This window comes from Parapedobacter indicus, from assembly GCF_900113765.1.
Classification (GTDB): domain Bacteria; phylum Bacteroidota; class Bacteroidia; order Sphingobacteriales; family Sphingobacteriaceae; genus Parapedobacter; species Parapedobacter indicus.
In genome coordinates this window covers 30,409-53,526 of the sequence record NZ_FOQO01000012.1, presented here as the reverse complement: position 1 = coordinate 53,526, position 23,118 = coordinate 30,409, and the positions used below count along the sequence as shown (strand labels likewise).

Genomic DNA, 23,118 nt, shown 5'->3' with positions numbered 1-23,118 from the left:
AATTATAGTACAGCGCCCACGACGGCCGTAAGCTTACCTTTGTGGTTACCAATTGTGCTATATAAATTTATGACGAATGGAACCAATTATTCAACTCTTTAACAAGCTATTTATGTCCTTGTTGGTACTGGTGGCTACCCTGGGTTTTACCCATGCCGCGCAGCAACCCATTAAGGGACGTGTGGTGGACGAACAAGGCCTTCCGCTGGCAGGAGCCACTATAGAAGTAAAAAGCGGCACCCAGAAGACCAGCACGGACGATGCGGGTGCATTCACAATCGCCGTACCTCCGGGAGCGGTATTGCTGGTGAGCTATATCGGCCATATCCAACAGGAAATTCCGGTTGGTGATCGATCTAATATTGAGGTGACGTTGCAGCCGTCGGCCAACGACCTTGATGAAGTAATTGTGGTAGGCTATACGGCTCAGCGGCGCACCAACATTACGGGTGCGGTCGGTACGGTTTCCATGACTGACGCCCAGAAACGCCGCGTACCCGACGTGAGCCAAATGCTCCAGGGGCAGGTAGCGGGGGTTCAGGTTACGCAAGCCACGGGCGCTCCCGGAGATCCCATTGATATCCGCATCCGCGGCGTGGGTACCATCGGCAACAACAGTCCGCTGTTTATTGTGGACGGTGTCCCGTCGACCAATTTTTCCTTCATCAATCCACAGGACATCGAGTCGATGACCGTGCTCAAGGATGCTGCCGCGGCCGCTATTTACGGTTCTCGTGCAGCCGGAGGAGTGGTATTGATTACCACCAAGAAAGGTAAGGAAGGGCGCCCCGTACTTGATGTTAATTATTTCAATGGCATCCAGCAGGTCACAAACCTACCCAGTATGCTGAATACCACCCAGTACCTCAACACATTGGAACAAGCTTGGAACAACAGCGGGTACAGCGGGACAAACCCCTATACGTCTGAAAAAAACCGAACGGACTTGGCCAATACCAATTGGCTTGACGAGCTGTTCGAGACTGGGCGTTCACAAAACCTGCAGCTTTCTGCAAGCGGAGGAACCGACAAGGTGCAGTACCTGCTTTCCGGCGGATACTATAACCAAGACGGCATTGTGGTATTTGATAACGACCGCTACGAACGCATCAGCTTGCGCAGCAATGTCAATGCCCAGCTTACCGATCGTATCCGCGTGGGCACCAACCTGCAGTTATCGCATGAGACGCGCGACCTGCTGTCTTCACGTGGCGATGCGCCCGGCATCATCCGGCATGCCCTGCTGCGGCCACCTGTTCTTTCCGTTTACAAAGACCCGGGTGATCCTACCTACAGCGCGCGCGATCCATTTACCGATTTGCCGTTTTACCGCCCAGACGGAACTTTCGAAAGTTCAACATACGAATGGACCCAAAACCCGATAGCGCTAGCCTATTTCACGGACAACCGACAACGGCAGTTTAAAACGTTTGGCAACGTGTTTGGTGAATACGCCATTCTCAAGGACCAATCGTTGAAATTCCGGACGAATGTGGGTGTAGAGTTGAATTTCAACCACACCAAAGCTTTCTTTGAGAATTTCGGCGACGACGATGGCAATGCTGGCCCCCTCGACCAGGGTAAGGGGCGGCAGAACCGGCCGAACGGCTTGAATGAAGACCGTGGTGAAGATCTGACGATTACCTGGAACAATACGCTGAGTTACGACAAAACTTTTGGGCAGAAACACGATGTCAATGCCTTAGCAGGAACCGAGTTTATCAACAACACCAGTTCATCCATCAACGCTTCGCGTAGACGCTATGAATACACGGACCCTTCCTTTCGCTACATCGATCTTGGGCCTACCGATGCAGACCTGTGGAATGGCGGTTTCGGACAGGAATGGGCGCTGTTTTCGCTATTTGGCACGGCCACCTATGTATATGACAGCAAATACATGATCACAGCTAACCTCCGTGCGGATGCATCGTCCCGTTTTGGTGAAAACAAAAAATGGGGTTATTTTCCCTCTGTATCGGTGGGATGGGTACTCAGCGAAGAACAGTTTATGGCCAATGTCAGCTGGCTGGATTACCTCAAGTTGCGGTTAAGTACCGGAACATTGGGCAACCAATCCATTCCAAACTACGCCTACCGCACCCTGTATTCACGCGAAGGGCACATCACCCGCTATGGCAATCCCGACCTACGCTGGGAGTCCACTACACAACATAACGCCGGGATAGACATCCATGCGCTTCGCAGTCGGCTTTCATTTACAGTTGATTACTTTGTGAAGCGGACCAATGACATCTTGCTGGCAGTCAGCCTACCCAACTTAGTTGGCAATGTCGGTGCAACGTACGTTAACGCGGGCGAAGTTTCGAATAAGGGTTTCGAACTGGGGGCCGGATGGCGCGACGCAACCGATGGCGGTTTTAACTACGGTATTAACGCCAATTTGGCCACACTGACCAACCGCGTCGAAAAGCTACATCCGAATGTACCGCGCATCATTGGTGAAGTGACGCGGGCCGAACCGGGGCATCCCCTTGACGTATACTACGGTTATCGGATGGAAGGTGTTTATCAAAATACGGATGAAATCGCCAGTCACCTTCACGGTACCAATAACCCAGCGGCAAAGCCCGGAGATATCCGGTTTAAGGACCTCAACGGCGATGGCATCATCAACGATCAAGACCGTACCTTCATTGGCAATCCCATTCCTAAGCTGAGTTATGGCGTAAACTTGTCTGCGGGCTACAAAGGCTTTGACCTGGCCGTATTCTTCCAGGGCGTACAAGGGGTAGACCGGTACAACGACGGAAAAAAAATCTTAGACTACGACACTCGTCCATTTAACTATACGACTGCCGTACTGGGTGCGTGGAGTGGAGAAGGCAGTACCAACGCGATACCACGGGTGAGTTTTACCGACAACGGAAGCAGCCGGGTTTCCAGCATCTATGTGGAAGACGCATCCTACCTCCGGCTAAAAAATGTTGAACTGGGCTATTCCTTCGGCAATCTTTTCCGGCAGACAAACTGGGGCGTGCAAAATCTGCGCCTATACGTATCGGGGCAAAACTTGTTTACATCGACCCACTATACCGGCTTGGACCCCGAAACCACAGACCAGATTGACAAGGGTACCTATCCGCAGTCGCGAGCCGTATTGTTTGGTGTAAACGTAACCTTTTAACAAGGAGAGTATGACAATGACAACTTATTTAAAAAGCTTACCTGTTGCAGCATTGATGCTGATGACAGGTTGTGAAAAATACCTAGATAAAGAGCCTATCGGTATCCTGACGGAAGAGCAGGTACAGACCGATCCGACGGTTGGCACCCTTACCGGCGCGGTGACGAACGCTTATGTGCCGCTAGCCAGCACCCTTAACTTATTCGGCGACTGGAACTGGACGCAGGGACTGGTTGTGCGCAATGATTTCATCGTCGAAGACATCGCCTCAGGCGATGCCAACAAAAAATGGAATCCAGACGGCGACCAAGCATGGATGGACGATGTAGCCGCATTCAACTTCACGCCAGAAAACGGTGCCTTCAACGGCCTGTGGACGTATGATTACGAGGGTGTTTCACGAACCAACCTGGCCATCAGCCAGCTTACGGACGATGCCATTATCCAAAAAATCGGCATGAGCAGCGAGTTACGCAACCGGCTGCTCGGTGAGGCCTCTTTTTTGCGGGCTTTCTATTATTTTAACTTGGTGACCAATTTCGGTGACGTTCCCTTGTTGCTGAAACCACTCGCCAATTTCAATGAAGCTTACGATGTGGCACGCCGCTCGACAACTGCCGAGGTATGGGCTCAGATCGACATAGATCTTGCAGCTGCCGCAGGTCTTTTGCCGAATACCAAATATTCGGTTGACGATGAGCGCTGGCGTGTTTCACGCGGAGCGGTCATCGCGTTGCAAGCCAAATCAGCACTTTACCAGCAACGCTGGCAAGACGTGGTCGATCAGGTTACTTCGCTGGAAGCCCTGGGCTATTACAGTCTCAATGCCAATTATTTTGATGCTTTCGATACCGGCAAGGAGTTTTCTGAAAATGAAGTGATCTTTGCCTATGATCACCAGCAAGGGGTACTGCCCCGTAGGGGTAATGGGCTGACCGCATTACTCGGCTGGGGATTCGTAGCCCCTACCGATGACTTCCTGAATGCTTTCGAAGCCAACGACCCCCGCAGCGCCTACACCGTCAATACATCGGATCAAGCAGTCTATAAGTTGCTGGGAGCTACCAATACCGACAACAAAGGCAATGACGACTCACCGGTAAACCGGATTTATATCCGTTGGGCAGACGTTTTACTCTGGAAGGCCGAGGCTTACAACGAACTGGGCAATTATCCCGAAGCCATCGGGATCATCAACGGCATCCGTACACGGGCACGCACTACGCCGGTTCTCGGCGGGGGTATGGCACCGGCAGGTACACTGCCCGCCCGTAATGTAGCCGTGACCGACAAAGCACAGGTACAGCAGTGGCTTGACCACGAGCGTCGTGTAGAGCTGGGCTTCGAAAGCCACCGCTTCAGCGATCTGCGCCGCTGGAATACGGCCAAAGCAGTATTGACCGCTATGGGCAAAAACTTCCAGGATCGCAATTATCTCTACCCCATCCCGCAAGGTGAAGTTGACAAATCGGCGGGTTCCATCATGCAAAACCAAGGTTACTAAACGATGCCGACGAGTTTCGATATATCCACCCGTTTCGAACAAAATCCGCTGTTATCGCCGCCGGATCTCCAGCCTTCCACACCGGGGCTGGAGATTGCCTGCCTGCTCAATCCGGGGGTGTTCCGGTATCAAGGCAAAATCTGGCTTATTCTCCGGGTGGCCGAGCGGCCGCCACAACAGGAAGGTCGTATCTCCTTCCCTGTGCTGAAACCCGAAGGCGGTATGGAAATCATCCAACTGCCCGCCGACGATCCGGATCTGGACGCTTCAGACCCGCGGGTCATCAACTTCCGGGGCGTTGACTACCTGACTACCCTTTCGCATTTGCGACTATTGAGCAGTGAAGACGGCGTCCTGTTCCGCGAAGAACCGGGCTATGGCCCCCTGTGGGGCCAGGGACTGTACGAAACCTTTGGCATCGAAGACTGCCGCGTGAGCCAACTGGACGCCGAATATTACCTTACCTTTACGGCAGTGTCGCCCAATGGCGTGGCCGTAGGGCTGCGCACCACCCAAAACTGGCAGGATTTTGTACATCACGGGCTGATTTTCCCGCCGCACAACAAAGATTGTGCGTTGTTCGAGACCAAGATTGGCGGCAACTATTATGCCTTTCACCGTCCCAGCAGCGTTGACCTCGGTGGCAACTACATCTGGCTTGCCCGCTCGCCCGACGGCATCCATTGGGGCGAGCACAAGCTGATTGCCCGCACCCGGAGCAACTATTGGGATAGCCGGCGCGTGGGAGCCGGCGCGGCACCCATCCGCACCGATAAGGGATGGTTGGCCATCTACCACGGAGCAGATGCCAACCACCACTATTGCCTTGGGGCACTGCTACTTGACCTCGAAGATCCGTCGATCGTCCTCGGCCGGAGCGAACACCCCATTATGGAGCCTACGGCACCCTACGAGCGGACTGGCTTTTTCGGCCATGTCGTATTTACCAATGGGCACGTAGTGGATGGCGACCGGCTGACGATCTACTACGGTGCTGCCGATGAACATGTCTGTGGTGCCCATTTTTCCATCCATGAGATCCTCGATACCCTTTGATGTAAACTCATAGCAACATGTTTAAGAAACTTCAGGCGGAGGCTGCCCATTTCAGGCAGCAACCGCGCAATTTCCGGGTGCTGGTACTGACTAACCTGATCTATGCCTTCGTCTTGCCGGTCATTGACATCTTCGTGGCTGCCTACGTAATGCGCAATTCCAACGACCCGGTCAAGGTGGTGGTCTACCAGCTTACCATCTATACAGGCATTCCGCTTACATTCCTGCTCAATGGTTATCTGCTCAACCGTATTAACATTAAAACGCTCTATTCCGTGGGAATGATGCTTAGCGCGGTATCGATGACGATTATGATGTCACTGAAAACATTAGATATCGCCGGTATCGCCGTAGCCGGGCTAACCATGGGCATGTCTTTCGGATTCTACTGGGCCAACCGGGATTACCTGGCACTGGCCATCACACACGATGGGAACCGCAACTACTATTACGGCTTGGAGACTTTCTTTTACACCATCATTGCCGTATTGGTACCCATTGGCATCGGATGGTTCATCGAGTGGGTGGGTCATACTGGCGGGGAGGCCAACGCCGCCTACCGCATTGTAACGTTGGCGGTATTCATCACAACGGTGATCGCTTCGGTTATGTGTTTTCGCGGCACATTCGCCAATCCTGCCCGGCAACGCTTCATTTATTTCGAGTTTCATCCACAATGGTACCGTTTGCTGCTGCTGGCTGCACTGAAGGGGCTTGCCCAAGGGTTTCTGGTTACGGCACCGGCCATGCTGATCATGCGGCTGGTGGGACAGGAAGGTGCCCTGGGTACGGCACAATCTGCCGGGGCCATTGTGGCCGCGATCGTCATGTATATCCTCGGCCGCCGCACCAAGCCTTCGCACCGCCTGCTCATCTTTACCATCGGGTTGGTTTGTTTCGCGTTGGCCGCAGTGATCAATGGTGTCTTCTTTGATGCCATGGGCGTATTGCTCTTCATGCTGTTTTTGCTGATTGCCAAACCCCTGCTGGATCTGGCTTATTTTCCTATCCAGTTCAGTGTGATCGATATCCTGAAGCACATTGAAAACCGCCATGAATTTGCATATATTCTCAACCACGAAGCCGGGCTTTATGCCGGCCGGCTGCTCGGGGCGTTTACCTTCATCGCACTAGCCGTTTACGTGAGCGAAGAAGCCGCGCTTCGATACGCCATCATTTTGATCGCGTTGTTGCAATTATGTTCTATTTTTGTTGCCAAACGCCTGTTGCGTGGCAATGCCGAGCTGAGTAAGCAGTTGCCAGCCGATAAACTCACTTGATTATGTTCCGAAACACCATCTTTCTATTCATTGCCAGCCTGTGGCTGGCCTCCTGTTCCCAGCCCACCACTATTCAGGGCACTCCGGTAGCACAGCAACGGCTGCCGCGTATCGACTCCATGACACAGTTACCCCAGCCACTTGAAATCATTGATTGGCGGGCAATTGCCGTGGCTTATGACAGCATCGTATACGATTTTGACGCGCAGGGCAAATACTGGCCCCTGATCTGGATGGACAGCACCAACAAGAATTTTAACCAGCCCACGCTGGGGTTATATACCGCCATGGGGGATGCCCGCCAGGGCCTGCAAAACAACAAGGGCATGTTCCACGAATCATTGGCCACGATGGGTGGCGTGCTTGGGGCTACCTTGGTCGGCATCGACAAGCAGCAGGGCGACATGAACTATGTGGGTATGCTGCGCAATTACTTTAACAAAGACAATGGGTGGAACATCATGATGAACAACACTGCGCCCGAAGTCGCACTGCTGGGCGGCGGCTACGGCCGCGATTGGTGGTATGACGTCTATCCCAACATGCTGTTTTACGCCATCTATGATCGCTATCCCAACGAGGCCGGCTTCGATACTTTGGCACGCCGTATTGCCGAGCAGTTTTACCGGGCCGACTCGGTACTGGCGGGCAACTACAGCCATACATTTTTCGACTATGCACGGCTGAAACCGGAATCCAATTGGATCTGTGCACAGGAAGATGCAGCCGCCGGCCATGCATGGGTGCTGTATGCCGCCTACGGGAAGTTCGGCGATAAACGCTACCTTGAGGCCGCCCAACGGGCGCAACGGGCGCTCGAATCGCAATCCGAAAACCGCTTTTACGAAATCCTGATGCCTTATGGAGCCTATACCGCCGCACGGATGAATGCCGAGCAGGGCACGGACTTTGACATACAGAAGATTCTTAGATGGACCTTCGACGGCACGTCGGTGTGCCGAAAAGGCTGGGGCGTTTTGGTAGGCCAATGGAATGGGTTTGATATTTCCGGCATCGTGGGCAGCACGGTAGACCACGGCGGATATGGGTTTCTCATGAATACCTTTGATACCGCCATCCCGCTGGTACCGATGGTCCGGTATGACCAGTCCTATGCGACCGCCATCGGCAAATGGATGCTCCACGCCGCCAATGCCGCCCGCTTGTTCTATCCGCAATACATGCCGGCCGAGCATCAGACGATTCCCCAACTCGCTGCTACGACCAAAGGCGTCATAGGTTATGAAGGTCTGGTAAAAGAATCGACATTTGATCGGTACAAACACATCCCCGCTCCGGTCGCCCAGGGCGACGGCCCCAATTGGGTTCCTGGCAAAAACCCCGAAGTGTCACAGTTCAGCGTATATGGCAGCGCCCACGTGGGCGTGTTCGGCAGCATCATCCAACGTACCGATGTAGAGGGCATTCTGCAGCTCGACCTGTTAGCCACCGATTTCTTCCGGAATAAGGCCTATCCCAGTTACCTTTGCTACAACCCCTATGACGAGAGCCGGGAAGTGACCGTTTCGTTACCTTCCAAAAGCGGCGAGGTAGACCTGTATGATGCTGTTCAGGCTCGTTTCGTGGCTCATAACGTATCCGGCAAGGCAAAAGTGAAGCTTACCCCACAGGGAGCTGCGGTGTTGGTAGCGGTGCCTGCTGGAGCCGAAATCCGGCAGGAAGGAGGCAAGCTATGGGCGGGCGACACAATCATCGATTACGGCTTTGATGCCCCGGCGGAAACTTCACCTACTCGTACCGAAGTGCCTCAATAGGATCCAGCTTTGATGCTTTCGCTGCCGGATCGTACCGAAAAACATGCCGGTGAATGCGCAGACCATTTCCTTCGTGCCATTGCTCGTTTGTCGTTTCGATGGCCTAAGGTAAGTGTCATTGGCAAAGCAACCCGTACCGGTGGTACCGGGATGTATTCCAATTGCTGGTTGCCCCCCGGGCGTGACCCTTGTGATCCGAAAATTGGACAACATCGATTTAAGTCAGATATTTGCTGCTTGACAAGTATTGAACATCGATTGTTAGATTCCGCATGGCAATAAATTACTGGGAATTAGAAGATGAAGAGTTGATCCCCTTAATTAAGGCTGGCGATGACAATGCCTTTTCCCTGCTCTATGTTCGATATAGTAACCTTCTGTTCAGGCACGCCTTAAGCATGCTCAAAGACGAAGAGGAGGCCAAAGACGCTATCCAGGATGTTTTTACCGCGCTGTGGGAGAAGCACGAGGAGCTAGAAATACGGGGTTCCGTATCGGGATATCTCTATATAGCAACAAGGCATGCGGTACTGAAAATACTCCAAAATGGTAAACGATCCGAAGAATTTATTGCCACCTTGATACGGATCTCGGAGACGCAGGAGTCTACAGCAGATGCTGAAGTCCAGGTCAAAGAATTAGCGGCTATCATCGAAGCAGAAGTCGCAAAATTACCCCGGAAAATGCGCGAAGTATTTCTGCTAAGCCGGAAACATCACCTGACCCATCGTGAAATCGCGCAAAAATTAAACCTCTCGGAATACACCGTAAAACGCCAGACAAGCAATGCACTGACCATCTTGCGCAAAACACTTGGAAATTTGGTATCAATTATGATGCACTTGATTTAATCAAAAATTATCTGTCTGTAAATAAGTGACTTATAATTTTTTTTAAAATTCATCTAACTCCTCGAGCCAGAAAAACTCCCTTATACATACAATATGACCAAAAAAGACGCTAAGGAACTATTCGACCGGTATTTAAACGGCAAAGCAACACCCCAGGAGGCTGCGTTGATTGAACGTGCCTATGCGCATTTCGCGGAACCAGCATCAGGTGATCTTCCACACAGCCGGGAGGACGCAATTATGGCTGCGTTGGACAACCACATGACGACGCAGCTTTCGAAGTCTACTCCATCTAAAGTGGGGCGACTTGCGATCTATATGGCGGCGGCGATATTGTTAATCGCAATCAGTGTAGGACTGTATTTCTATTCCTATAAATCCAGACCTGAATCGGCAACGCTGTTAGCGACTGAAGTTCCTCCGGGTGGAAATCGTGCCACCCTCCTATTGGGAGATGGCCGCACGATCAGTTTAAGTGAGGATCAAGCAGGTATTGTAATCGGAGATGGCATCAAGTATGCGGACGGAAGTGACGTTTTTGCGGATGGCGAAGCGGCCTTTCCCGCCACCACTGCACGCATGGTGACGATATCAACCCCCAAGGGAGGCACCTATCAACTACGCCTGTCAGATGGTTCGGAAATCTGGCTCAATGCTTCCTCTTCGTTGCGCTATCCAATTAAATTTGATGACCAACAACGAATGGTCGAATTAACCGGCGAAGGCTATTTTGCGATCGCAAAAGACAAACAGCGGCCATTCAGAGTACACTACAAGAACCAGGTGGTTACCGTTTTGGGTACCGAGTTCAATATAGCTGCTTACCCCGACGAACCGACAACCAAAACGACGTTAGTAACGGGTGCGGTGGAGATCTTCGACCAACAAAGCCGGGCAATAGATAAACTCTCGCCAGGACAGCAGGCTATTTCGAGCGGAGGTAATACATCCATCCAACGCGTAAATGTGCAGCAGTATACGGCATGGAAAGATGGCTATTTTTATTTCAGCGGAAGTTCGCCCCAAGAAGCGTTTACGCAATTGAGTAATTGGTATGATGTAGCTGTTTCATATAAAAAAGAGATACCTAAGGTAGCATTCTTTGGAAAAGTAGAACGAAATATGCCGTTGGATTCGTTGCTGGAAATATTAAGAACCGCCGGATTTGACGTAGAGGCCAGACCTTCGGCAATTCATCGCGCGGAATTGATTATCGGAAAATAAAGTAAACCAATTTGTGAAACCAATAACTAACCAGAAAATTATGCATGCCAGAGCCGGATAAAAAAAAACGTACGTAACAGTCCAATGAATCCGGATGGTGCTGCTACACCACCCGGAAAATGTCTGGACGTCTTTCGGTGCACGTAATGCGCACCTGTATTAACTGATTTTTTAACCATCCAAACAGAACAAATATATGAGTTTTACACGATGTGTAAAAAGGGCGGGGTATGCCATGCCATACCGTTATATCCTAATTATGAAATTAACGGTTTTCTTCACCTTTGCGATGCTATTTCAGGCGATCGCCAGCAGCCATGCGCAAAAATTAACCCTTTCGGTACAGCGTGCCACACTGGAAGAAGTCATGACGGAAATCCAGCGGCAGCAGGGCTATTCATTCTTTTTCCTGGGCAAAGACATCGCTTCCACTCCTGTCAGTGTGGAGCTGAAACAAGCCTCGTTGAAAGACGCCATGTTAGCCATACTGGAAAAAAAAGAGCTGGATTGGTACATGAAGAACAAGACCATTGTTATCAAAAAGCGAAAAACACAAATTTCCCGAATGATCGATCGTCACACCGAGCAGCCGATTCAGCAACAGCGCTTTCTCACTGGCCGCATAACGGATGAGCAGGGGAATCCGCTGGAAGGAGTGACCGCCACGATTCAAGGAACCACAACGGCAACCACGACGGATTCCGAGGGAAACTACCGGATCTCTGTTCCAGAAGGTGCAAAAATACTTGTATTTAGCATCGTCGGTTTCGACCGTTCCGAGCGCACGATCGGCAATCAAAATACCATCGACGTTTCCATGACTCCCTCACTAAGCGACCTGGATGAAGTGGTGGTGGTGGGGTATGGCACACAGAAGAAAGTCAATCTCACCGGTTCGGTTGCCACCGTCAACGAAAAGGACATCGAGAAACAGACGCTCACCCAGGCCTCTCAAGCACTCTCGGGAGCCGTGAGCGGCGTCACGGTCATTCAAAATTCCGGTCAGCCGGGCAACGACCAAGGAAGAATCCTGATCCGTGGCATGGGCACTTTCAGCTCTGCCGGAAACAATCCTTTGGTATTGATCGACGGTATCGCTGCATCAATTAACGATGTAAATCCGAGTGATATCAAAAGCATATCGGTATTGAAGGATGCTTCATCCGCCTCGATTTACGGTGCACGTGCTGCAAACGGTGTCATTCTGATCGAAACCAAGCAAGGCGAAGAAGGGAAAATGAGACTGAATTACACCGGGTATATCGGCGTTCAAAAACCCACCTCGCTGGTGCAATTGGTAGATTCCTGGAAATATGCGGAATTTATGAACGAAGCCGCAACAAACGAAGGTAGAAGCCGAGTGTATACCGACGAGGAAATTGAGAAGTTCAAGTCGGGAATCGACCCAGACAATTACGCCAATGCGAATCACTATGAAGATCTGCTTAACTCAGGAAGCGGTCTTCAAACCAACCACGATGTCAGCTTTTCAGGCGGTACCCGCTCACATTCGTATCTGTTTTCGGTGGGCTACCTAAACCAGGAGGGATTGGTCAAAAAATCATCGTTCGAGCGTTACAACCTGCGCCTGAATTTGGATAGTCGGCTGAACGATAAATTGAATTTGAAAGTCAGGCTATCAGGCAAACAGGGAACGGAAAACGAACCTGTTAGCGCAGGAGCCAATGGACAAAAAAACATCAATGGCTTAATTACGTATGGCATCAAGATTCCCAACACCATTCCGGCCAGGAAATCAGATGGCACGTATGGCAACACATCGGGATTTACTACCGCGGGGTGGCTGGATAGCGAATCTTTCAGTAATACCAAGAACAATAATTTTCTAGGTAGCGCCGAATTGGAATATAGCCCTTTTAAATCGCTCAAAATAAGCGGAAAAGCCGGCTACCTGCTGGATGCCATCAACGACAAGATGTATGGTGCCGAGCTAGTGGTAGATGAATTTTACACAGAGGGCCCGGCCCAGCTAACGGTCCGGAACGACAACAGCTCCCTGACAACGCTGCAATTATTGGCCGACTATGATCTCTCGCTGCCCCGGCATACCTTCCACCTGTTGGGAGGTTACTCCCAGGAGGCATCTAAAAGCAATTGGACCAGTGCCTTCCGGGATAATTTCACCAACAACTCACTCTATGAAATTAATGCCGGATCGCAAAATAATATGCGAAACGGCGGTTCCGGCCAGGAATGGGCACTACGGTCATTTTTCGGACGGTTCAATTATTCCTTTGATGACAAATACCTTTTTGAGGCGAATATACGGTACGACGGTTCTTCCCGCTTTCCTAAAAGCAACCGATATGGCTTGTTCCCCTCGTTTTCTGCGGGCTGGATTCTATCGAAGGAGGATTTTTTCCGGCAAGCGTTTGAATGGATAGAATTGCTCAAGGTACGCGCCTCTTATGGGCGATTGGGAAATCAGGAGATTGGATTGTACCCGTATCAGCAGGTTCTTACCACCGGATTGGATTATCCGTTGGGGAGTCCGGAAATTTTGTCGCCCGGCGTATCCGCAACGGTTGTGCCGAACCAGCACATCACCTGGGAAACCACTGAAGTGTCAAACATTGGTTTGGATCTCAATATGTTCAACGGGAAGCTCGGTATCGAAGCGGAGTATTTCTACAAGAAAACAATGGACATCCTATACAAAGTATCCACTTCAAGCGTACTTGGACTTGCTTCTTCGGAACAAAACGCGGGCAAAGTGGAAAACAAGGGATGGGACTTTAATGTCAGGCACAACAATGACTTCGGCAAGTTCTCGTACAACGTTGCGGTCAATTTCTCCGCCGTGAAGAACAAAGTTTTGCAACTCGCCGATATTGAGCGTGACCTGGCCAACGGATTGTTGGTAGGCTACCCGCTTGAAGCCTTCTATGGCTACGAAGTAGATGGCCTGTTTATCGATGAGACCGACATCGCCAACTACCCCGGTCAGCCCTACGCTGCTTTCCCGGGTGAATACCGATTTAAAGACATCGGCGGCCAGGACGGAGTGCCCGACGGCGTCGTCGATCCGGATTATGACCGGAAAGTTATCGGAAGCAGACTTCCGAAATATACCTATGGCCTGACAATGGGGGCAACATACGGCAGTTTCGACCTATCTGTACAGCTTCGCGGATTAGGCGGATTTCAACGATCGTTGAGCGGCAACGAACAGGGCCGAGGCCTGCTCTTGGGCAGTAATGTGCAGGAATGGATGTACGATAACCGGTGGACACCCGAAAACCCGAATCGGGACGCCATCTATCCACGCGCGCTGGTACTCAGTGCCGGCAGTGTACACAACTGGGTATCTTCCTATTGGTTACGGGACGCGTCTTTTCTGAGATTAAGCAATCTTCAATTGGGCTATACAATCCCTAGCTCGTTTGTTTCCGCTTTAAATCGCTTCAGAGTATACGTCGCTGCCCGCAACCTCCTTTCATTGGATAGCTATTATCCCGGCTGGGATCCCGAAAGCGGGAACAACTATCCCCCTACCACCGTCTATACATTCGGCGTCAATGTAAATTTTTAATCCGACTATCATGATCAAACATAAAAAACCTGTTGCACCACTACTGATTGCAATCTTATGCTTAACAGCGGCTTGCAGCAACCTATTGGAAGTACAGCCATTGGATGAACTATCCACCCAAACCTTCTGGAAAAGTGAAAGCGATGCGATGCGCGGACTGGTGGGCGTCTATCGGTCCGGAAAGGACCCACACGGCCAAGGTACTTTTAATTTTTTCAGCGGCAATACGTTGTTCCGGTTAGATCTCACAACCGATAATGGTTACGAAAAGGATAAACAGATCACCGATTTCAACAATGGTCAGCTGAATGCTTCATACGGGGTTGTGAATTCGCTTTGGTCTAGCAGTTACGAACAGATCGCAAAATGCAATAATTTTCTTGAAAACATTTCTTCCGTTGAAATGGACGAGGCCAAAAAAACAGAGATGGCCGCCGAAGCGCGGTTTATGAGGGCTTACTTTTATTTCAATATGAGCCTCTACTGGGGCGGCGTTCCGCTGGTTACCAATATGCTCACTGCACAGGAAGCCAACACAATTGCCAGAAACTCAAAGCGTGAAGTTGTTGATTTTGTACTTAGCGAATTAAGTTCGGCAGCGGAACAGTTGCCGGAGAGCCGACCGGCGGCGGAACACGGCCGGGCTACCAAAGGTGCGGCTCTCGCCATACTGGGTCGGCTACAAATGGCGGAAGGGATGTGGGTCGAAGCGTTGCAAACGTATAAATCCATCGTCGATTTAGGTGTATATGAGATCGACCCACGGTATAAACAGCTATTTGAAGACGAAGGCGAAACGAGCAAGGAGATTATCCTTAGTATCAAATACATGGAGAATGACTATACTACGCAAATACAACAAGCGGTAGTACCTTTTATGTATGGGGGCTGGCACCAAATAAACTGCTACAACAACCTGGTAGAAACGTACGAATGTGAGGACGGCTTGCCCATAGAGGAATCACGTCATTATAATCCGGATAAACCCTATGACAATAGGGATCCGCGGTTGTATCAAACTCTATTCATACCCGAATACACGGTGTTCAGAAACCGGCTATACATTGCGCATCCAGACTCCAATCCAAACGTCTACCCGGATCAACTGACAAGACGGGATTGGAGCGGCTATGCCCTCAAAAAATTCGCTGACGAAGGGTATCAAGGAGCTATATTAAATTATGGTGGCGATTTCCCAGTAATCAGGTATGCTGAAGTGCTGTTGAGCTATCTGGAATGCCAGATTGAAGCAGGGCTCCCGGTTGATCGAAGCCTGTTGGATCTGACCATTAACCAAACCCGGACAAGAGCTTCTACCGGTTTGCCACCCGTGACAACTACCGACCCAGCTGCACTTCGGGCCATTCTGCGCCGGGAAAGGCGGGTTGAATTGGCATTCGAGGGTTTGAGGCTGTTTGACCTCTTCCGGTGGAAAACAGCCCATATCAACCTCCGGGCGAAAATGTATGGCATGAAATTGACCAATAGCCCGGAGAACTATACCAAGTTCACCGTAGACGAAAATGGCTACTATTTCGTCAAGGAGCTTTTCTTTCGGGAGAATGTCGATTACCTGTGGCCCATCCCACAAAATGAAATTGACATCAATCCGAATTTAGCTCAGAATCCAGGGTATTAAATCATTTAGAAACATCATGAACAACAACATTTTTATATTCATAGTTACTAGTTTATTTCTTTGCATTCCTTTTCATTCATCCTCACAGGAAATCGATCGAGCGATATCTGCCGATGTATGTGTATATGGGGCCAGCCCTGCTGGTATTTTTTCGGCAATTGCCGTTGCGCGGGAGGGTAATACCGTGGTAATTGTTGAACCGGTGCATAAAATTGGTGGGCTGCTAGGGTCTGGCTTCCGAATGCAGCAGGATGCCCCAAGTGGGGCACATTTGGGTGGACTGACCGGCGATTTCTATAAAAGAGATGTATCGTTACCTCCGCTCAGACACTATCAAGCGGCGGAGGCCTTCAATATCGCCACGTTGCAAGCGATGATGGATCGTTACAAAGAGCGTATAACCGTCATCACCGATCACCGCCTTGAATCCGTTGAAAAATCGGATGAAACCATACGGAAAGCTCGGTTTGAATATGCGCCTCCGGGCAAAAACGGGGTGCCACCCGTTCATCCGCTTTCCGATGCGTTAATTGAAGTATCTGCAACCATCTTTATTGATGCCAGTTACGAAGGAGATCTGATGGCTTTTTCAGGCGTATCCTACCGTGTGGGAAAAGAATCGATCGCGGAATATGGAGAATCCTTAGCGGGAACAGTCATTAGCCAAACATTCCCTGGCGTGGATCCTTACGTGGAGCCGGGAAATCCAAGCAGTGGTATCCTTTCATGCATTACGCCTGATCCATTGGGAAAAGTAGGTGATTCCAGCCGATTTTTCATGGGCTATAATTTCAAACTTGCCTGGGAGCGAAATCCTTCTAAAGAGCATCCGGGAATACCTATTGGCCCTCCTGAGAAGAAAAATAAAGATGTTTACGAGTTACTGAAACGTTATAAGAATGCCGGATATGAAGTTACTTGGCCCGAGGAAAATTTCAGAAGAGGTGAGTTGATGACAGGCGCTTTGCCGGGTGCACAGCTTGATTACCCCGATGGCAACTGGGAGATCCGCTCGAAGGTCTGGCAGTCATTCATCGACCATGTAAAAACGCTTACGGATTTTACTCAGACCGAATTTCGATTCATATCCGGCATAAACGAAGACACGGATGGCTGGCCATTTTTATACATACGAGGCGGAAGACGAATGGTTGGGGCGTACGTGATGAAGCAGCAAGACCTTCAGTTACAAACCGATATCAAGACACCCATTGGTTTAGGTTATTATAAAGTAGATATCTATCCAAATCGCTTGGTTGTTCTGGATGACGGTACATTGGCACAGGAAGGTAACGTATTCCAGCTCGTTTCGCCCGGACCGTATCAAATACCGTACGGGGCGATTACACCCCAAAAAAAGGAATGCCAAAATTTGCTGGTCCCGCTTTGCATGTCGGCCAGCCATGTAGCGTATTCATCGATCAGAATGGAGGCTACTTACATGGTTATGGGCGAGTCGGCGGGTATTGCGGCTTCATTGGCATTGAAGAGCCGGTGTGCTGTACAAGATATTGACGGCGCTCAATTAACAAAAAAATTAGAACAATACGGTCAGATTGTGAAATGGGATGGCCTGGGATATGATATCGGCTGGCGCTCCAACATTTTCGGTATCCCTCAAGAAGAAACGCCGAGATGGGAAACCCATCCCGAGGAATACCAACGAATACCCGTATCTGAATTGAGAAAATAAATCAAGAGCAATGACAACTAAAAATAAAATGATGCGATTTAAATCGATGAGCTGCCTTTTGCTGATCTTCCAACTGGATTTTTCTTCGTATGCTCAGACCCCAACCCATAGTTTTGAAGCCGATGTTTGCATTTATGGTGCCACCCCATCCGGCATTACTGCGGCCATTGCGGCAGCAGATGAGGGCAACCAAGTTTTAATCGTAGAACCTAGCAGATGGGCCGGCGGTATATTGGCCGCCGGCCTGAAACCCATACAAGACTGCCCCAATTTTGAAGCGGTAGGGGGTATTACCCGAGACCTTTTATTGACGCTTGGCATGGGTGATATCGATCCTAAGCCGACGGAAAAAGATGTGAGAGAAGCAATAGGAAGTTACATGAGTCCGAAAGTGCTGCAAGACGACTTCAGGAAACTGCTGACGGCCCATCAAATTCCGATTGTCTATGAACATCGGGTTTCAGAAGTGGAAAAAGATGCCGCCCGAATCAACCGTGTCTGGTTTGATCTTGCGCCCCCTGATTCAACGGGATGTCCAATACCGACTCCCACCCAAAAAAGGAATCTGTTAGTCCGTGCAAAAATATTTATCGATGCCAGTTACGAAGGCGACTTAATGGCCGAGGCCGGAGTAAGCTATCGGACAGGCAGGGAATCTTCGGACGCATTTGGGGAAAGCCTTGCAGGAGTAAGGCCCCCCATCCATCTTGCCCCGATTGACCCATACAAAATCCCCGGCGACGAAACGAGTGGTTTGCTTCCCTTAGTAGTAGCAGACCATGGGAAACCGGTGGGCAGCGCCGATCCGTATACCCAAGCCTACAATTTCCGGTTCTATCTAACGGATCAACCCGCATATCGCGCTCCCATTGCCTCTCCCAAAAATTACGATCCGTCAGATTTCGAGCTAATCGGCCGCTACGTAACCTATGTAACGGAGCACAAACCGGCTGACAGCATCGATATCTATTTAAATTATATTTTTCCGGGCTGGCGCAATTCCAATGATTATAATTACCAACGAGCGAGTCTATTTACGATGGCCCCATTAGCGGTAAGCCAGGAATACGCCGACGGGGATTATGCCAAAAAGGCTGAAATCTGGAAATATCACCAAGATTATTTAAGCGGCGTTTACACGTTCTTAACTACCGATGCGCGCGTGCCCGAAAAATTCCGCAAGAAAACGGCTCAACTGGGTTTCGACAAACGGCATTTTCCAGACACGTATGGTTGGCCGCAACAGCTCTATGTACGCATTACGCGGAGACTTGATGGCAACTACACGGTGACCCAGAATGATGTATACAACAAGCATCGAGTAAATGATCCGATCGGATTAGCGCAATATGGTATCGACACCTACCCTTCCCGACGCTTTGTATTGAAACGCGGCGAAGATACGTTTGTCGCCGCAGAAGGCAACATGTTTGTAGGCGGAGCCACCGGACCTACCAAGATACCCTACCAGATACCGTATAACGCAATTGTGCCCAAAAAAAGCGAATGTACGAACCTCTTGGTGCCGGTGTGTTTTTCGGCAACCCATGTGGGGTACGCTTCCGCACGCATGGAGCCCGTCTTCATGATTCTGGGCGAGTCGGCAGGTATTGCCGCGAGTCAAGCACTCAGAGAAAATGTACGTGTGCAAGATATCGAGATGAAAACCTATCTTGCGAAACTGCGGGCCAAGGGGCAGCGGTTGGAATGGCCCGTTGACTAAAGAGTCAATTGAGCGACCGTCGCATTATCGAAACCTGATGAGGAACTCTTCTTGTCGTGCAAGCACCCCCCTGTCAAAGGGAGGGTGCTATTCTGGTATTTCTTAAAACTGAATCCGCCTACTGATGTTATTTAGAGGCTATGACGCTTGATCAGTACCGAAAAAAAAGGGATTTCAAAAAAACCAGCGAGCCGAAAGCAGGCAAAAGTCCCGACAGGAAGCTACTCACTTTTGTCGTGCAAAAGCACGATGCTTCGCGATTGCATTATGACTTCCGCCTGGAAATGGGCGGCGTACTGAAAAGCTGGGCGGTGCCCAAGGGCCCTTCTACCGACCCACAGACCAAGCGACTGGCGATGGAAGTGGAGGATCATCCGATGGATTACCGGTTATTTGAGGGTATCATTCCCAAAGGTGAATATGGAGGTGGCACCGTCATTGTATGGGATGAAGGTACGTATGAACCGATCGAGGCGCTGAAGACCAAGAAGGCACAGGAAAAGCACCTGCTGGAGCAACTTCACAAAGGATCGTTGAAAATCCGGCTACATGGTCAAAAGCTTCAAGGAGAGTATGCGCTGGTCAAGACCTCCGGCATGGGCGAAAATGGTTGGCTGCTGATTAAGCACAAAGATGAGTTTGCTAGCAAATCAGATATCACCAAAAAGGACAAATCGGTGCTTTCGGGCAAAACCCTAGCTGCCATGGAAAAAAGCAGTGACAAAGTATGGCGCAACGGCCGCGAAACGGATATTAAGAAGTCAAAGGAAGCCGACGAACACCTTGCGGAGCAAGTTGACGAAAGTGCTGAACCCAAAAAACTCGATGTAGCCACACTGCTGAAAAACGCACCTAAATCGCCCGCTCCCGATAAAGTCAAGCCTATGAAAGCCACCCTCATCGACGAACCTTTTGACGATCCGGACTGGGTGTACGAGGTGAAATGGGACGGCTACCGGGCCATTGCCCGGATAAGCAAAACCGCCGTAAAGCTGGCCTCACGCAACAGTATTCCATTTGACAAATACTACCCCATCATAGATTTGCTGAAAACGTGGCGCATCAACGCCGTGATCGATGGTGAGCTAGTCGTTCTGGACGACAAAGGGTTATCCGATTTCGGAGCTTTGCAGAATTGGCGAAGCGAAGCAGATGGAAACCTGGTATACTACGTGTTTGATATGCTCTGGTACGAGGGAAAAAATCTAATGGATTTGCCGCTTTCCGAACGGCAGGCCATCTTGCACGACATTCTGCCAACCGACGACACGCGTATCCGCCTGAGCAGGGTATTCGCTGCCCGGGGCATTGAGTTTTTCGATGCCGCCGAACAAGTAGGGCTGGAGGGGATCATCGCCAAAAAGGCGGACAGTAGGTATACTTCCGATCTCCGCTCAAAAGAATGGTTGAAGATCAAGGTACAGCGCCGCCAGGAAGTGGTCATCGCGGGATTTACCCGAAACCAAGGCACGTCCAAAGCATTCAGTGCACTGGTGCTGGGCACATATGAAGGCAAAACCCTCCGCTATGCAGGCAAAGTGGGAACCGGTTTCTCAGACAAACAGCAGCAAGAGATGATGAAGCGCTTCAAGCCGCTGATCACCCGGAAAAGTCCCTTCGACACCGTGCCCGACGTGGATAAGCCTTCCCGCTTCCGTCCACAGCGCCTTGGCGCAACACCCACTTGGCTGAAACCGGAACTGGTGTGCGAGGTTAATTATGCTGAAGTGACCAGCGAGGGTATATTCCGGCAGGCTTCTTTCAAAGGGATGCGCGACGACAAAGATGCCAATCAAGTAGTGCTAGAAAAACCAGCCGACGCCGAAAGCACCGTAGCGGAAGCGGAAAGCAAAGCGCCCAAAGACCGACGCACCGTACTGAATCCGCGTGAGGAAACGCAGGTACGTAAAATAAACGGCAAGGAGCTGAAATTCACTCATCTGAGCAAGGTATATTGGCCCGGCGAGGGCATTACAAAACGGGATCTATTCAACTACTATTACCGCATGGCCGATTACATCCTTCCGTACCTGAAAGATCGTCCCATGTCGCTAAACCGCTTTCCAAATGGCATCAAAGGGCCCAGTTTCTATCAGAAAGACATTAAAGGAAAAGCGCCGGACTGGGTAACGAAAACCTATCCTTATGTAACCAGCGAAGGCGAGCATAAAGAATACCTGGTAGGCGATGATGAAGCTACGCTACTGTGGATGGCATCTTTAGCCTGCATTGAGATGAACCCCTGGTTCAGCCGCGTCCAGTCTCCCGACAATCCCGACTATTGCGTAATTGATCTTGACCCGGATAAAAACACTTTTGAGCAGGTGATCCAAGCTGCGCAGGAAGTCAAAAAGGTACTGGACGCACTTGACGTACCCGGATATGCGAAGACATCCGGTTCTACAGGCATTCACGTTTATATTCCGTTGGGCGCAACGTATACCTATGATCAATCGCAGCTTTTTGCCAAGATAATCGTCAACCTCGTGCATGAGCAGCTACCCGATTTCACCACCTTGGAACGGAAAGTGAACAGCCGAAAAGGGAAAATGTACCTTGATTTCTTGCAGAATAGACCCGGAGCTACCATCGCCGGGCCGTATTCACTGCGACCGAAACCCGGAGCTACAGTATCTATGCCCTTGACATGGGATGAAGTGAAGCCTGGTCTAAAGATGAGCGACTTTACCATTCACAATGCGTACGACCGCTTGAAGGAAACGGGAGATCTGTTTAAGGGTGTGCTGGGAAAAGGAATCGATTTAAAAAAAACCATTCAAAAAGCGCAATCGGTTTTCGAGTGAAGAGCGGTATCTTGAAAAACAGTTCGGGAACGAATACCTTACTTATACAGCTACGGTGCGTCGCTGGATCTAAAGCCGAACATCGTTGTAGGCGGACAGTAGCGCTTCCAATACGAGTTCTTTGGCAACACGGTTCAATTGGAAAGTAGTGGCTCCCTTTTCGCCCCATTTGTTGGGAACAGGGTAAATATGAACCGCATCCATCGCACAAAACAGCGCCTGCTCACTGGGAGTAAGGAAAATATTGGCTGTATTGTCAATGGCCAAATACGTCGCAAACATACGCTTCCCGGTTATGCGAAAACCCATCCGGTCAAAATGAGGCTTTTGCTCCGTCCCCGGAAAAGACAGCGCCATTTCGGCAAATGTATCTCCGTTTATCATGTCATTTGATACTGCTCTTTCGATTAATAGTCGTCATTGATCTCTATCCAATAGCCGTCTGGATCCTGAAGGTAAATCTGCTTGATGCCATCCACGCGAATGGTTACCTGTTGTTTCTCTCCCTGCCAGTTACTATAGGGAACCCCGAATTGGTCAAGACGGGCGATAAAATCTGTCACGGAAGGCACACTGAAACACGTGTGTGTCGCCATGTCATGCTCCCTGATCTCTGGAGCACCTTCAATCAAATGCATATAGCTGCCTGGGCCAATTTTGAGCCACGTGTGTTTGCCATCGTGAAAGGGTTCCGGTACGGTATCCAGCTGTAGGACATCGCGGTAAAAGACCGTGCTTTTTTGAAGATTGTAGACCGAAAGGGCCATGTGATTTAACGCAGGTTTCTTTTCCTGGGCGTCGGCAGGTGTTACTAGTCCTGCAACGATTATCCCCATAAGCAATACAGTTCGTGTAATATTCTTCATTA

General features: G+C 50.2%; 14 protein-coding genes. 12 read left to right on the top strand and 2 right to left on the bottom strand.

The window, feature by feature from the left end; translation table 11 throughout:
• The first annotated feature begins 76 nt into the window (after nt 1-76).
• The 12 genes from BMZ56_RS21315 (at nt 77) to ligD (ending at nt 22,250) form a co-directional block, all read left to right on the top strand.
• Complete coding sequence (locus BMZ56_RS21315) at nt 77-3,148, top strand: SusC/RagA family TonB-linked outer membrane protein (RefSeq protein WP_245893342.1); 3,072 nt, start codon at nt 77-79, stop codon at nt 3,146-3,148.
• 10 nt (nt 3,149-3,158) lie between these two features.
• On the top strand, nt 3,159-4,652 hold the full coding sequence (locus tag BMZ56_RS21310) for a RagB/SusD family nutrient uptake outer membrane protein (protein WP_245893343.1): 1,494 nt from the start codon (nt 3,159-3,161) through the stop codon (nt 4,650-4,652).
• A 3-nt stretch (nt 4,653-4,655) separates the two neighbouring features.
• On the top strand, nt 4,656-5,708 hold the full coding sequence (locus tag BMZ56_RS21305) for a glycoside hydrolase family 130 protein (protein WP_090630589.1): 1,053 nt from the start codon (nt 4,656-4,658) through the stop codon (nt 5,706-5,708).
• Nucleotides 5,709-5,725: 17 nt separating this feature from the next.
• Nucleotides 5,726-6,988, top strand: coding sequence for an MFS transporter (locus tag BMZ56_RS21300; RefSeq protein ID WP_090630585.1), 1,263 nt, complete (start codon nt 5,726-5,728; stop codon nt 6,986-6,988).
• A gap of 2 nt (nt 6,989-6,990) precedes the next feature.
• The gene (locus tag BMZ56_RS21295; protein WP_218146635.1) at nt 6,991-8,763 is read left to right on the top strand and encodes a glycoside hydrolase family protein; all 1,773 of its coding nucleotides are present in this window, start codon (nt 6,991-6,993) and stop codon (nt 8,761-8,763) included.
• 272 nt (nt 8,764-9,035) lie between these two features.
• The gene (locus BMZ56_RS21290) at nt 9,036-9,614 is read left to right on the top strand and encodes an RNA polymerase sigma factor (protein WP_090630582.1); all 579 of its coding nucleotides are present in this window, start codon (nt 9,036-9,038) and stop codon (nt 9,612-9,614) included.
• A 93-nt stretch (nt 9,615-9,707) separates the two neighbouring features.
• A complete protein-coding gene (locus BMZ56_RS21285) occupies nt 9,708-10,838 on the top strand; it encodes a FecR family protein (RefSeq protein ID WP_090630578.1) in 1,131 nt (376 codons plus the stop codon).
• Between the two features lie 259 nt (nt 10,839-11,097).
• Complete coding sequence (locus BMZ56_RS21280) at nt 11,098-14,391, top strand: SusC/RagA family TonB-linked outer membrane protein (RefSeq protein WP_177195246.1); 3,294 nt, start codon at nt 11,098-11,100, stop codon at nt 14,389-14,391.
• A 10-nt stretch (nt 14,392-14,401) separates the two neighbouring features.
• On the top strand, nt 14,402-16,030 hold the full coding sequence (locus tag BMZ56_RS21275; RefSeq protein ID WP_090630571.1) for a RagB/SusD family nutrient uptake outer membrane protein: 1,629 nt from the start codon (nt 14,402-14,404) through the stop codon (nt 16,028-16,030).
• 16 nt (nt 16,031-16,046) lie between these two features.
• Nucleotides 16,047-17,723: an FAD-dependent oxidoreductase gene (locus BMZ56_RS21270; protein WP_090630568.1), complete on the top strand. Its 1,677-nt coding sequence runs from the start codon at nt 16,047-16,049 to the stop codon at nt 17,721-17,723.
• Between the two features lie 28 nt (nt 17,724-17,751).
• A complete protein-coding gene (locus tag BMZ56_RS21265) occupies nt 17,752-19,446 on the top strand; it encodes an FAD-dependent oxidoreductase (RefSeq protein WP_177195245.1) in 1,695 nt (564 codons plus the stop codon).
• A gap of 140 nt (nt 19,447-19,586) precedes the next feature.
• Nucleotides 19,587-22,250, top strand: coding sequence for a DNA ligase D (gene ligD, locus BMZ56_RS21260; RefSeq protein ID WP_090630562.1), 2,664 nt, complete (start codon nt 19,587-19,589; stop codon nt 22,248-22,250).
• Nucleotides 22,251-22,319: 69 nt separating this feature from the next.
• Here ligD and BMZ56_RS21255 read toward each other — a convergent pair whose 3' ends face one another.
• Both BMZ56_RS21255 and BMZ56_RS21250 read right to left on the bottom strand, forming a co-directional pair.
• Nucleotides 22,320-22,634 (bottom strand): MmcQ/YjbR family DNA-binding protein, encoded by a 315-nt coding sequence (locus BMZ56_RS21255; protein ID WP_090630559.1) that lies wholly within the window; start codon nt 22,632-22,634, stop codon nt 22,320-22,322.
• A 23-nt stretch (nt 22,635-22,657) separates the two neighbouring features.
• Nucleotides 22,658-23,116, bottom strand: coding sequence for a VOC family protein (locus tag BMZ56_RS21250; RefSeq protein WP_256213851.1), 459 nt, complete (start codon nt 23,114-23,116; stop codon nt 22,658-22,660).
• Nucleotides 23,117-23,118 lie beyond the last annotated feature (2 nt).